This is a genomic window from bacterium (assembly GCA_037128595.1).
In the GTDB taxonomy this organism is placed as follows: Bacteria; Verrucomicrobiota; Kiritimatiellia; order CAIKKV01; family CAITUY01; genus JAABPW01.
Genome location: JBAXWB010000017.1, coordinates 97,172 through 109,207 on the forward strand (window position 1 = coordinate 97,172; position 12,036 = coordinate 109,207).

A 12,036-nucleotide genomic window follows, 5' to 3' on the forward strand; every position below is an offset into this window, starting at 1 on the left:
TTTCAGCCGCCCACGGGGGCACTCCACGAACGGTGATCCTCCGCCTCGGGCAACCGGGGAAAGGTGTGGCGGTGAACGTCATGCGCTTGCGATCGGGTGACGATCAACCGGTTGTTGGTTGTCCCAAAGCCATTGGGAACATGATCCGTACAGTCCGGGCCATTGCTCCATTCTCCGTTCACAATATATTTATATTCGTAGGTTCCCAGCGGGAGCAGGAGCATGGCGGAATAGGTCCGCTTTCCATGATAACCTAGTTTAAGTGCGGTCGGATTCCAGTTATTAAAGGTTCCGGCAACATATACTTTCGTTTTCGGGGGGGCATGGAATTTGAACAGGACCCACTCCTTGGGCTCCGGTTTCTGTAAATGACCGCGCAGTTCCCCTTCATATTCCGGGCTGACCGGTTTTGCAGGGTTATATTCGGGACTCTTCCGGATGGCTTCCCGCGTGAGCTCGACAAAGACCTTCATCTCGTCCCAACTCACCTTGCTGATCCACTGAGGGGACACGAGGAAAAGCCTGTCCGGCAACCAGTTCCGAGTGTTCACCACCAGATAACGAAGGGTCCACGTCGCGTCATCGATAATGAAATCCTCGACATGGCCGATGTGGCCATCAGTGGCCTGAACGCCGAAATCCGTGACTTCCCATGTACTGCGCAGATGCGGATCGATTTTACGCATTCCTGACGAGAGCGTCTCGGCGGCCAGCACGCCAAATATGGGGGGGGCGGTGAGGGATCCATATCCAGGAGGCGCATAGTAGGTTTCCCCCCAATACCCCGGCCAGGCATAGTGATGATGCAACTCAATCTCATGTTGGCGTGAGACGGGTTCATCCAGGTCAGTGGTAGGACTGCTCTGGACCTGGGCCAAGGTTAAATTTACGGGGATCACGTGCTTTCCCCAGTCGGGTCTGCCTAAAGCCATCATGGGGATGAGAAACTGGCGCCCCGATGGTCCCTTCTTCATCTTGACAGTCATGTAGCGCAGGCTCCATGTCAGGTCATCAAAATAGAATTGCTCCACTGTTCCCGCGTCGCCATCGATTGTCCGGACAATGCAGTTGACTGTGTTGCTTAGGCTGTAGTTCACGGTGCCTCCTAATGGTTGTAGGGTTGCACGAACACTCTATGACAGCTCAGCGATGGCGCGCTATCAGGGAAGCCCCGATTTCAGGGGGGGGAAATCCCCTATGCCAGGGAATCGTTATAGCGGCGCGCCGATGACGAGATTGAGCCGGAAACCGCCGGGAGACGACTGCATGGTCAGATGGGCCTGGTTCAATTCGCGAAGCACGGCGGCGACCGTTCCCACCTGATTCAGCGTTTCGCGCAGGGCGGGTGTTCCACTGGAGGTGTCCAGCATGGAGGCCAGTTTGGCTACCCCTGAGACGTTTTTCAGGGTTTGGCCAACCCCGTTCAAATTGGCCCAGGCGCTTGCCGTCGGCATGGCGGCGGGGTCCAGCTTCCAGTCATTTTTTCCACCGGTTGTTGGTTGGCTGAGGAGCTTTTTAAGAACAGAGCCATTGCTGGCAAGAATCAGCCAGTTTCCCCGGACCACATAGGCGACCCGTTCCTCCGGCTCAAAAGAGCTGTAGAAACTTTTCCTGGCGTCGTATATCGAGGTGATTCTTAATCCGCTCTCCGGCTCAAATGGACCGGCCGTCAACTCCAGTCCGTATTGGCTGTTGAGCTTCGTCAGCGTCTGGTTGATCCGGTTATCGGCCTCGGAATCACTCTGGATTTGCAGACCCAATAGCAGGGTAGGGGCTTTCACCCCCTTTATCAGGGACCTTAAGTTTTTATTGATGGGTCCACGGATCCGTCCGTTGTGATCCTGATCCAGTAGCGCCATAAATGCCAGGGCATGGTCCGGGGTTCCCTTGGGGTCAGCCAATTCCCTCACGGTCTTCAGGAATAATAACGGGGGGTCCGGCGGGATGAATGCAGAAACCCAGTCCAATGGCAGAAGCGCTGCAAAGTCGGAGGTCTTGGCGATCAGATTCATCGCATTTCCGGTTCCCTCCGCCTCCTTGAGGGGTAAGGCAACCGGAAGCACTTCCGTTCCGCTCATCTCCAGGTTCACGGTTTCGGGGTGGAGCTCAAATTGGAACGCCACCGGCTTGCGATTGGCTTCAAACCAGCCCCAGTGGCGGGGGGACCCCTTCAGTAAGCCGTGCGCAACAGCTGGCCGACCCCGGCCGGCGACGGTATACCGATCGGGATAATTTTCAGCGGCTTCGAGGAGTGTGCGGACCCCGATGGGATCCTCAGAGATGCAGGCCAGCACGAGCCCTTCCGATAGGGCCAGGGAAAGCCGCAAGTTGGATTTACCGAACCGGGTGCGGCTCAGCCAGATTGTCAGATTTCCATCATCCAGATAAACCGGGGTGAGTTCACGTGTTTTAAGCCAGGCCATCTGCCAGCGCAACAGCCGGCTCTGGTTCCCGATCCATGAGGCTGCGATCAGGGCGGGCTTCTGTTCAGAGCCCATGGCGGGGACATAGGCCAGTACGGATTGATCGGCGGATAGTTTGGCAATCCATTTGCGCGCCACCGTATTGGTGCTCAATGCGGCCAGACTGGCTTCATCGATTCCGCCGGCCCGGATCGCACGGAGCAATAACGGATTGTTGAAAACGGCATCACATTCTTCCGCTAAATTCTGATGAACGCTCACCACGGTGGCGGCGGCGGGAAGGGCGTCAAAGACGTGTTCAGGCCGGTAGGGCACATGGAAGGTCCACCAGACACTGATGAGCAGGCTGATCGTCAGTGTCACCCAGAAGGATATTTGCCGGAGTGTTTTCATATTCGGATGCTGCGGACAAGATCCTGGACTTTTTCAATTTTGTGCCGGACGAGATAGTCCGCGATCCCATCCACCACCTGCAGGGCCGTCAGGGGTTCCGTGAAATTGGCGGTTCCCACCGCAACGGCCGACGCGCCGGCGATCATGAATTCAATGGCTTCTTTGGCTGAGGTGATACCGCCAATCGCGATCAAAGGGATTTTCACGGACTTGGCGGCCTCGTAAACCAATTTTACGGCGATGGGGTGGATGGCCGGCCCGCTCAGTCCTCCTGAGATATTGGCGAGAATGGGCTTGCGGGTTTCAATGTCAATGGCCATGGCCGGAAACGAATTGATCAGGGAAATCGCGTCCGCCCCGTTATCCTCACACACTTTCGCAAAGGCGCCGATGTCCGAGACATTCGGGGCCAGCTTCGGGATAATGGGCAACTTGGTTTTCGCACGCACCGCGGCGACCACCCGGGCGGTGGAATCAAGATGGACCCCGAATGAGCTTCCGCCTGCTTTGACGTTGGGGCAGGAAATATTGATCTCGAGCGCGTGAACGCCCTCGATGGTGTTGAACCATTCCGCCACGGCGGCATATTCTTCCAGCGTCTTACCCCAGATATTCACGATCACGGCAATGTCATGCTTGCGCAGAAAGGGCATATACTTCTCGGTAAAGCCCCGGGTGCCGGGATTTTGAAGACCGATGGCGTTGATCAGACCACCGGGGACTTCCACCATCCGCGGCGTTTTGTTGCCACCCCAAGGCTCCATACTGATGCCTTTGACAACGATGGCGCCCAGTTTGTTCAAATCGACCAGTTCGGCATATTCAGGACCATAGCCAAAGGTGCCGGACGCCACCATCACGGGGTTCTTCATCCGGAATCCGGCGAGATTGATATCAAGAGTCGGTTTCATGTTAGTCTTCCCAGATAATATCACGCGATTCAAAGATGGGCCCATCCTTGCACACCCGCGCCAGGGTGTCCTGCCCGTTCAGCCGCACCTTTTGTACGCAGGCCAGACAGGCCCCTACACCGCACCCCATGTGCCGGTCAAGAGAAAGCCACGCCTGCCAGTTGCCTTTGATGGCGCGATCGCCGACCGCCTTGAGCATGCCGTTCGGGCCGCAGGCGTAGAATTCCGGTTGCACGTTTCCCTCGCCTGCCTTCAGCCAGGCGTCCAGGGGTGCGGTAACCAGGCCTTTTTCGCCAAGCGAGCCGTCATCGGTTGCAATGCGGACCTCCCAGCCCATGGCTTTGAAATCATCGGCCAGAAGAATATCCACGGCCTTGGCCCCCCCCACAAACAGAATGCCACGTGACGTCATCCGTCGCGCCAGAAAATACAAGGGGGCCACCCCGTAGCCGCCTCCAATTAATACCGGTATGGTCCCGGCCTTCAGGGCCAGGGGAAACCCATTACCCAGCGGACCGACCATGCTCACCGTATCCCCCGGGCTGAGCGCCTGCATGGTGGTCGTGCCCCGGCCAATCGATTTATAGAGAATGGAAAGGTTCTGGCCATCGACCTTGTAAATACTGAATGGGCGGCGCAACACGGCATCATGCAGTTTCGCAATACGGACATGCACAAACTGACCCGGGGTGGCCGAGACCGTGACTTCAGGAAGAGTTAAGGTGAGGACCCGGTAATGGGGACCCATCCGTTCATGGCTGACAACAGTTCCGTTTTCAATACGCATAATCACTCCCAACAGTTGATCGGAAAAAGCGATACACCTTACCGACTGCCTCCAATTTTCACAATCAAATCTGCGAGGCGTTCAGCGGCCCCTGCGCCCGCCCGAGCCCGTGCCCGGGTCCGCATCCCCTCCATTTTATCAGGGGAGGTGTTCAGCGTCCGGATCGTTTCGGCCAACACCTCAGGGGAGAGTACGTCCTGCTCAAGCATGGTGGCGGCTCCGGCGGCCATCATGGCCCGGGCGTTGGCTCTTTGGTGATCACGGGCAGAGGAGGGGAGGGGGATAAGAATGGCCGGGACGCCAAACAAGGCAAGTTCCAGGCAGGAGTTTGCCCCGGATCTTGAGATCGCCAGCCGGGTCTTGCCATAGACCGAGACCATATCGGAACAGAACCCATAAACGGTGGCGGGGACACCGGCGTTACGATAAGCCGCTTCAACAGCAGCCTTCTCTTTAACCCCGGCCAGGTGAATGGCTTCAACCGCCATGCCGGTAGCCTTAAGCTGCCCCAGCGAAAGGGGAACCATTTCATTTAACCGATGAGCCCCCTGACTTCCCCCCATTGTCAACACGGTGAAATGCGCCGGAAGCGCACCTTGCATTGCCGCCGCTTCCTCCATCTGTTTCCGAATCGGCAGTCCGGTGAGTTGGATGTTGGGATGTTTCAGATAGGTCCGGGTTTCAGGAAAGGTAATGGCAATAGCAGTGGCCAAACGGGCAAGAACAGAAATCGCTTTGCCGGGAATGACGTTGGCCTCATGAAGAATGACGGGAATGTTCAGCCATCTGGCAGCCAGCACGGGGCCGAGTGAAGAGTAGCTTCCCATGGCCAGCAAGGCATCCGGCTGCTGGGCCCGGAGGGCTTTGAGACTCGCCCGGAAGGCCCGGACGATGGTTAATAGGGTGCGGGGCAAGTGCAGGGGGTGAAACGACAGTTTCGCGGTCTCAATCTGGATGACTTGCCCGGCCCATTCATGGCGGGTGGCCGCCTCAATGGCTTTCCCCGAAAGCCAGAGTGCAACCTCATGCCCGTGTTTCTGGAGTGCCAGTCCTGTTGCCATACCGGGAAATACATGCCCCCCGGTGCCTCCGCATGAAATACTGTATTTCGCCATATTATATAAACCTCGCAGCGCCCCAGATTCCGGCGGCCAAGGCCACCCCGGCCAGCGGAATCGGGTGAATGTGTTTTGTCATTAGAAAGAAGGTGACGGACGGGATCACCAGGAGTGCCATCAATACGTCCAGGGGTTCAAGATGAAGGAAGAAACACGCCGCCGGGAACAACAATAATCCCAGCAGGCCGGCCATCAGACCTTTTGTCGCGGAGTGCTGCCCCGGCAGCCAGGAGGTTAACAGGGGCCCCATTACAGAACCGCTGAACCAGGCAATCAGCAGGGTATTGGCAATAGGAGGCCCACCCGCCTGCAGGTGTTCCCAGGAGAAAGTGGCGGAGCGAAAGCCGGACAGCAACACCATGCTCACAATGACAGGGATCATGAATTTGCCACTGGCCACCACGTTCCGGAGCACCATCGTTATATTTGCTTTAAAGTCAAAACCCATGTCGGCGATGGTGCAGATTGATGGGAGAGAAGTCAAGAGTGGCCGGCAGCCTGTATGGAGGGTTTTGCTCTGTCAAAACCGGCTTTAAGAATATATATTGTGAATTCAGTGACGATTATGGATTCAAAACCAAAACCAAAATCAACGGCCTTCCGCTACCGGATCACCGTGGCCTATGACGGGGGCGCCTACGCCGGGTGGCAGGTCCAGCCGAATCACATGACGGTTCAGCAGCGGATTGAGGAAGTGATCCAGAGTCTCTCGGGTGAGACGGTCAAGGTCCACGGGAGTGGCCGGACGGATCAAGGCGTCCATGCCGAAGGACAGGTGGCCCATTTTGATCTTTCAAAGAAATGGGTTTGCGGGAATCTTCTGAATGGCATGAATGCCAAACTCCCTCAGGATATCCGGGTGCTGAAAGTGGCCCGGGCCAAGTCCGATTTCCATGCCCGCCGCAGTGCCGTCAAAAAGGAATACCGCTACATTATCTGGAATGCCAAGGTGATGAATCCCACCAAGCGGATGTATGCGGCGCATATCCGGCGACCGCTGGATGTGAACGCGATGCAGGCGGCGGCCGCCCTCCTGATTGGGCGGCATGATTTTGCCGCCTTCACGGCAAATCCCAACCGCGTGGTCGAAAGCACGGTGAGGGAGGTCTACTCCCTGTCCGTCAAACGGGTTGGCTCCCAGGTGGTCATTCGCGCGTCCAGCGAGGGGTTTCTGTATAAGATGGTGCGCAGCCTGACCGGACTGCTCTTAAGGGTGGGGGAGGGCGCCGTTCCACTGGAAGAAGTGACGGAGATTCTGGCCTCCAAAATCCGCACCGCCCGCGTGCCCACTGCCCCGCCTGAAGGTCTTTTCCTCTGGCGCGTGTGGTATTGAATATTTTAATTCCTGCGGATTCCTTGACGTTGCCGAAATTCAGTTGTCCCGCCGTGATGGTTGGCAAATCCGGTGTTGCAATGAACCTGTTGCCATCCGAATTCCTTCGGGGCCGCCGGATATTTGCGGTCAAGCGCGAAGGGCAGATAGACAGCGCCATGTCCTGCCTTCAGATCCTGGTCATGAATACGTCTGACTTCCTTAATCTGATCCTGGAGTGGTTCATCAAGTTTACGGGGAAGAAGCGTGCCTCGATCCTTCGTCAGGAATAGTTTCACCCACACGCCTGCCAGGCGGGCAAATACGTCAATAGCCGAACCATCTCTTTGACCGCGACGGCTCGCACGCTCGTCGCGGGTCAAGAGTCGCGTACGGGCAGAATTAATAATTGATTCAAGAGTGAAAAAGGTATATTTCATATACAGTTATGGCATTTGAATTTGATCCAAATAAAAGCGCCGCCAACAAGCAAAAGCATGGGATTGATTTTGTGGAGGCGCAAGATCTCTGGACAGATGTGGATCGGGTTGAGATACCCGCCCGAACGGCTGATGAACCGCGAACGGTTGTCATCGGGATAATCCGCGGTAAACATTGGTCGGCAGTGATTACCAATCGAGGGAAGAATACCAGAATCATCTCGGTGCGGCGTTCGCGTGGGGAGGAGCTTGAGATTTATGAAAGCTAAGACATTTGATGATCAATTTGAAAAGGGCGACGACATTACCCGGCATTTGGATCTTTCAAAAGCCGTTCGTCCGGATTGCCAACAAAAGCGGGTCAATGTGGATTTTCCCGTCTGGATGATTCATTCCCTTGACCGTGAGGCTCATCGCCTAGGTGTGACACGCCAATCCGTGATCAAGCTTTGGCTCGCCGAAAAACTCAAGGAAGCGGTCGCATGAAAACCCGAACCACACCTTAACTGTGTGCCCATCGAGGATGAACGCCGCGAGCGAGTAACTCGCGGAGAAGAGAGCGGGGAGGGGGGGGGGCGCGCCAGCCTGTCCCTTCTTGCCCTGGCGAGTCCCCCTCTCAGCATGAACGCCCGATGTAATAATGGGCTGTCTGGGAATGCGGGTTTCTGGTGAAAATGGAATTCGCCTTGCCTCTATTTTTTGTAGCAGAGATGGCGGCTTCCTGACATAATGCGCCGCCAAATTGGAGCAAGCAGCATGAGGCGCATATGAATTACGCACAACAAAAAGCAACAGGAAATGTCGTGATCCTGCCGTCCCTTCTGGCGGCTGATTTCGGGCATCTGGCGGATGGGGTCAAACGGGCCGAATCGGCCGGTGCCGATGGGCTGCATCTGGACATCATGGATGGTCATTTCGTTCCTAATTTGAGCATGGGGCCGGACGTGGTGGCCATGGCGAACCGGACCTCCTCCATTCCGTTGAGCGTCCACTTGATGATGTCCAAGCCGGAAGCCTATCTGCACCCCTTCATTAAAGCCGGCGCTGACGTGCTCCTGATCCATATCGAAAGTGAAGGGGATATCCGAGGCATGTTGCAGACGATCCGTCAGCTCGGGGCGCGTCCCGGCATTACCCTGAACCCCGATACCCCTGCGGAGTCGGTCTACGAGGTGCTGTCGGAGGTGGATGAGGTGCTCTGTATGAGCGTGCATCCCGGGTATGGCGGACAGGCTTTTATCCAGTCGGTGCTGCCGAAAATCAAAACCCTCCGCTCGACCATCAAGGCCCGCGGTCTGGATGTGGATATCAATGTGGATGGCGGGATTGATTTAAAGACCGTGTCCCTTGCCGCCGCGGCCGGTGCCAATGTGTTTGTTGCCGGAACGTCGCTTTACCGGGCCAGTGATATGCGGGAAGCGGTCGCCACCATGCGCTTGCTCGCGGCTCAAACGTATGACTCGATGAAGGATTAATATCAACGATGCATCTCCAAGATCAAAATAACCTCACCTCCCTGCCCACCATCCGGAACTTCTGCATTATCGCCCATATCGATCACGGGAAATCCACCCTCGCGGACCGGTTGCTTCAATTGACCGGCACCATTGAGGACCGGGTGATGCGCGACCAGGTCCTGGACAGCATGGATCTCGAGCAGGAACGCGGCATTACCATCAAAAGCCATCCGGTGACCATGTCCTACAAAGCCAAGGACGGCATTGAATATGAGCTGAACCTGATCGACACCCCGGGGCATGTGGATTTTACCTATGAGGTGTCCCGCAGCATGATGGCCTGCGAAGGGGCCATTCTGGTGGTGGATGCCGCCCAGGGGGTGGAGGCCCAGACCGTGGCCAACACCTATCTGGCCATCGAGAATAACCTGGAAATCATGCCGGTGATCAACAAGGTGGATTTGCCCGGCGCCGAACCTGAGGTGGTGGCCAAGCAAATCGAGGAGATCCTTTCCATTCCCGCTCACGATGCCTGCCGGATCAGCGCTAAAAGCGGGTTAGGCATCACGGACATGCTGGAAGAGGCCATCCTGCGCCTGCCGCCCCCTAAAACCTGCCAGGACGGGTATCTCCGGGCCATGGTTTTTGACTCTATCTACGACGCCTTCCGCGGCGTGGTCACCTTCATCCGCATGGTGGATGGCGAACTCAAGGCAGGCGACCGGGTACATTTGATGGCCAGCGGACTGGACACCGAAGTCAAGGAAGTGGGGCGGTTCCGGCCCAAAATGGAAGCCTGCAAAAAGCTGACCGCAGGGCAGGTGGGCTATGTCATCGGCACCATCAAGGATTCCTCCGAGATTAAGATCGGCGATACGCTGACCATGCACAACAAGCAGGTGACCAAGCCCTTGCCAGGTATGAAGGAAATCCATCCCATGGTCTTCAGCGGTCTCTACCCGGTTGATACCGCCGACTACGAGAAATTGAAGAAGAGCATGGAGAAGTTGCGGCTGAACGACAGCGCCTTCACCTACCAGTCGGAATCCTCTGTCGCCTTGGGCTTCGGCTTCCGCTGTGGCTTTCTGGGCCTCCTGCACCTGGAAGTGGTCCAGGAGCGCTTGCGCCGTGAGTTTGATCTGGATGTCATCAGCACCTATCCCTCCGTGATCTATCAGGTCCATCTCAGGGATGGCTCGATGATCGAGGTCGATAACCCGCTTCATCTGCCGGATCCCACCCGGGTGGATCACATGGAGGAACCCATGATCCGGGCCTTCATTATCTGTCACAACGAGAATATCGGGGACATCCTCCGGGTCGTTATGGACCGGCGTGGGTTGGTTGAGAAAACGGACACCCTTGACGCCAAGCGCGTGATGTTGAGCGCGACCATGCCGCTCAACGAGATCCTGATCGATTTCCATGATTGCCTGAAGAGTATCAGCCGCGGGTATGCCTCAATGGACTATGAGCACATCGGCTACGCCCCCAGCGATCTCGTCAAAATGGACATCCTGTTGAATAGCGAAAGTGTGGATGCCTTCTCCTGCATCATCCACCGGGATAAGGCCGTCTCACGCGGGCGCCAGATGTGCGCAGCGCTTAAAGACGTGATTCCGGCCCATCAGTTCACCGTGCCCATCCAGGCGGCCATCGGTAAAAACATTGTTGCCCGGGAAACCATCAAGGCCATGCGCAAGGACGTGACCGCCAAGTGCTATGGCGGCGATATTTCCCGGAAACGCAAATTGCTGGAGCGCCAGAAGGAAGGCAAAAAGCGTATGAAGGATATCGGATCCGTCAGCGTGCCGCAGGAAGCGTTCATCTCAGTATTGAAATCAACGGGTTGAGTGGAGGCGGAGACGACCATGGCAGGATACTTTCAAAAGCGTAAATTCATTAAGCACGGTCAGGAATGGGTACGCCATGCCCAGTTGTGCCGCCATCTCCGTGAAGATGTGGTGACGCCCCAAGCTCTGGAGCCGCTGAACAAGGCGGAATCCGAATTGACCGCCGCCGTGAGCCAGAAGGATATCACCCGGATCGAGGCCGGGTGTGGCGCCGTTCAAAAAGCCATTTCTGTTCTCATGCCGCCCAAATCCTTTCCCGGGTTCAGGGAGAATCTTGAAGTGTTCGTGGTGGCCATTGCTGTCGCCATGGCGTTTCGCACCTATTGCCTGCAACCCTTCAAAATCCCCACCGGATCCATGCAGCCGACCTTGTATGGAATCCACTATGAGCCGGCAGACGGGAAGGGGATATTTGACCAGGTGCCCCTCAAGTATGCCCAATGGTTGCTCTTTGGCCAAACCTATGTGGAATGCACCGCCCAAACGGCTGGGGTCATCCGGGGACCCTATTCGTCCCGTCGTACGGGTGATGGGGTCGGGGAAGCCGCCTATGACATTGGCGGTCTGGCTCACGCCATCCCTATGGGGTTGCCATTGACCGTCAAGAATGGCGACGAGGTTGTCACCGGTCAGATTATCGCCCGGGGGTATCAGATCACCGGGGATCATTTGTTTGTGAACCGGATCAAGTGGAACTTTATGAAACCGACCCGTGGTGAGGTCATGGTTTTTCGGACCACCGGGATCCCGATCCGCGGACTGACCGAAGAGACTCATTACATCAAACGGATGTGCGGACTGCCCACTGAGTCCATCTCCATCCGTGAGCCGAACCTCCTGGTCAACGGCCAAGTGGTCAAGGAGCCGGCCGCCATCCGGCGGATCTCGGAACGGTCTCCGGGGTACTCCGGCTATTGTCTGGGAGAGGTGGAGCAGGGGGCCCTATTCATCCGTTCCACGAACGACGTTCTGACCCTCGGATCCGACCAATACCTGGCCCTGGGTGACAACACCCATAACAGTCTCGACGGACGCTATTGGGGCTCTGTCCCCGCCCGGAATCTGGTCGGCCCGGCCATGATCGTTTACTGGCCCTTCTCCCGCCGCTGGGGATGGATTCAGTAGAGAAGTTGCAAGTTGAGAGTTGCGCGTTGCGAGTCCGTTCCGGACTGACTTTTGGCGTTCCATATTTCCCCTTCAATGGAGTGGTTTGCCTGCTCTTAACCTGACTGAAGGGGGCGCTCACAACCTCATCCGCTCCGGCGCCGACAGAGCGGCGCCCTCCATTAGCCCGAGTTCGCCAGTTGGGCCTATTCTGAAAGAATATTTGCCCGTTTCAATC

At 56.6% G+C, this 12,036-nt stretch carries 13 protein-coding genes; 6 read left to right on the forward strand and 7 right to left on the reverse strand.

From position 1 onward, the window contains the following. Nucleotides 1-2: 2 nt before the first annotated feature. The 6 genes from WCS52_11845 to WCS52_11870 form a co-directional block, all read right to left on the reverse strand. Nucleotides 3-1,097, reverse strand: a complete 1,095-nt coding sequence (locus WCS52_11845; GenBank protein ID MEI6167878.1) for a hypothetical protein — start codon at nucleotides 1,095-1,097, stop codon at nucleotides 3-5. Between the two features lie 114 nt (nucleotides 1,098-1,211). Continuing rightward, entirely contained in the window at nucleotides 1,212-2,816 is a 1,605-nt protein-coding gene (locus WCS52_11850; GenBank protein ID MEI6167879.1) for a hypothetical protein, read from the reverse strand. Further along, entirely contained in the window at nucleotides 2,813-3,727 is a 915-nt protein-coding gene (locus tag WCS52_11855) for a dihydroorotate dehydrogenase (GenBank protein ID MEI6167880.1), read from the reverse strand. The genes WCS52_11850 and WCS52_11855 overlap by 4 nt, the downstream gene beginning before the upstream one ends. 1 nt (nucleotide 3,728) lies before the next feature. Next, on the reverse strand, nucleotides 3,729-4,514 hold the full coding sequence (locus WCS52_11860) for a dihydroorotate dehydrogenase electron transfer subunit (protein ID MEI6167881.1): 786 nt from the start codon (nucleotides 4,512-4,514) through the stop codon (nucleotides 3,729-3,731). Between the two features lie 38 nt (nucleotides 4,515-4,552). Continuing rightward, nucleotides 4,553-5,629: a UDP-N-acetylglucosamine--N-acetylmuramyl-(pentapeptide) pyrophosphoryl-undecaprenol N-acetylglucosamine transferase gene (locus tag WCS52_11865; protein MEI6167882.1), complete on the reverse strand. Its 1,077-nt coding sequence runs from the start codon at nucleotides 5,627-5,629 to the stop codon at nucleotides 4,553-4,555. A 1-nt stretch (nucleotide 5,630) separates the two neighbouring features. Beyond that, nucleotides 5,631-6,050 (reverse strand): hypothetical protein, encoded by a 420-nt coding sequence (locus WCS52_11870; protein ID MEI6167883.1) that lies wholly within the window; start codon nucleotides 6,048-6,050, stop codon nucleotides 5,631-5,633. 147 nt (nucleotides 6,051-6,197) lie between these two features. Here WCS52_11870 and truA point away from each other — a divergent pair, with 147 nt between their 5' ends. Then, nucleotides 6,198-6,965 carry a tRNA pseudouridine(38-40) synthase TruA gene (gene truA / locus WCS52_11875; protein MEI6167884.1) on the forward strand — a complete coding sequence of 256 codons (768 nt, stop codon included), beginning with the start codon at nucleotides 6,198-6,200 and terminating at the stop codon, nucleotides 6,963-6,965. Nucleotides 6,966-6,970: 5 nt separating this feature from the next. Here truA and WCS52_11880 read toward each other — a convergent pair whose 3' ends face one another. Then, entirely contained in the window at nucleotides 6,971-7,384 is a 414-nt protein-coding gene (locus WCS52_11880; GenBank protein MEI6167885.1) for a hypothetical protein, read from the reverse strand. An 8-nt stretch (nucleotides 7,385-7,392) separates the two neighbouring features. On the opposite strand from WCS52_11880, the gene WCS52_11885 reads away from it, so the two are divergent. From WCS52_11885 to lepB, 5 genes are all read left to right on the forward strand, one after another. Then, nucleotides 7,393-7,653 (forward strand): BrnT family toxin, encoded by a 261-nt coding sequence (locus WCS52_11885; GenBank protein MEI6167886.1) that lies wholly within the window; start codon nucleotides 7,393-7,395, stop codon nucleotides 7,651-7,653. Continuing rightward, the gene (locus WCS52_11890) at nucleotides 7,643-7,870 is read left to right on the forward strand and encodes a CopG family transcriptional regulator (protein ID MEI6167887.1); all 228 of its coding nucleotides are present in this window, start codon (nucleotides 7,643-7,645) and stop codon (nucleotides 7,868-7,870) included. Before WCS52_11885 ends, WCS52_11890 begins: the two co-directional genes overlap by 11 nt. 281 nt (nucleotides 7,871-8,151) lie before the next feature. Then, nucleotides 8,152-8,859: a ribulose-phosphate 3-epimerase gene (gene rpe / locus WCS52_11895; protein ID MEI6167888.1), complete on the forward strand. Its 708-nt coding sequence runs from the start codon at nucleotides 8,152-8,154 to the stop codon at nucleotides 8,857-8,859. Nucleotides 8,860-8,867: 8 nt separating this feature from the next. Continuing rightward, a complete protein-coding gene (gene lepA, locus WCS52_11900; protein MEI6167889.1) occupies nucleotides 8,868-10,694 on the forward strand; it encodes a translation elongation factor 4 in 1,827 nt (608 codons plus the stop codon). Nucleotides 10,695-10,712: 18 nt separating this feature from the next. Further along, nucleotides 10,713-11,819, forward strand: coding sequence for a signal peptidase I (gene lepB / locus WCS52_11905; protein MEI6167890.1), 1,107 nt, complete (start codon nucleotides 10,713-10,715; stop codon nucleotides 11,817-11,819). Nucleotides 11,820-12,036 lie beyond the last annotated feature (217 nt).

Excerpts from the sequence above, each read along its gene's own strand:
- lepB (MEI6167890.1), top strand. The coding sequence starts at position 10,713 with ATGGCAGGATACTTTCAAAAGCGTAAATTCATTAAGCACGGTCAGGAA.
- WCS52_11870 (MEI6167883.1), bottom strand. The coding sequence starts at position 6,050 with ATGGTGCTCCGGAACGTGGTGGCCAGTGGCAAATTCATGATCCCTGTC.
- WCS52_11880 (MEI6167885.1), bottom strand. The coding sequence starts at position 7,384 with ATGAAATATACCTTTTTCACTCTTGAATCAATTATTAATTCTGCCCGT.
- WCS52_11865 (MEI6167882.1), bottom strand. The coding sequence starts at position 5,629 with ATGGCGAAATACAGTATTTCATGCGGAGGCACCGGGGGGCATGTATTT.
- truA (MEI6167884.1), top strand. The coding sequence starts at position 6,198 with ATGGATTCAAAACCAAAACCAAAATCAACGGCCTTCCGCTACCGGATC.
- WCS52_11860 (MEI6167881.1), bottom strand. The coding sequence starts at position 4,514 with ATGCGTATTGAAAACGGAACTGTTGTCAGCCATGAACGGATGGGTCCC.
- WCS52_11855 (MEI6167880.1), bottom strand. The coding sequence starts at position 3,727 with ATGAAACCGACTCTTGATATCAATCTCGCCGGATTCCGGATGAAGAAC.
- WCS52_11885 (MEI6167886.1), top strand. The coding sequence starts at position 7,393 with ATGGCATTTGAATTTGATCCAAATAAAAGCGCCGCCAACAAGCAAAAG.
- lepA (MEI6167889.1), top strand. The coding sequence starts at position 8,868 with ATGCATCTCCAAGATCAAAATAACCTCACCTCCCTGCCCACCATCCGG.
- rpe (MEI6167888.1), top strand. The coding sequence starts at position 8,152 with ATGAATTACGCACAACAAAAAGCAACAGGAAATGTCGTGATCCTGCCG.
- WCS52_11850 (MEI6167879.1), bottom strand. The coding sequence starts at position 2,816 with ATGAAAACACTCCGGCAAATATCCTTCTGGGTGACACTGACGATCAGC.
- WCS52_11890 (MEI6167887.1), top strand. The coding sequence starts at position 7,643 with ATGAAAGCTAAGACATTTGATGATCAATTTGAAAAGGGCGACGACATT.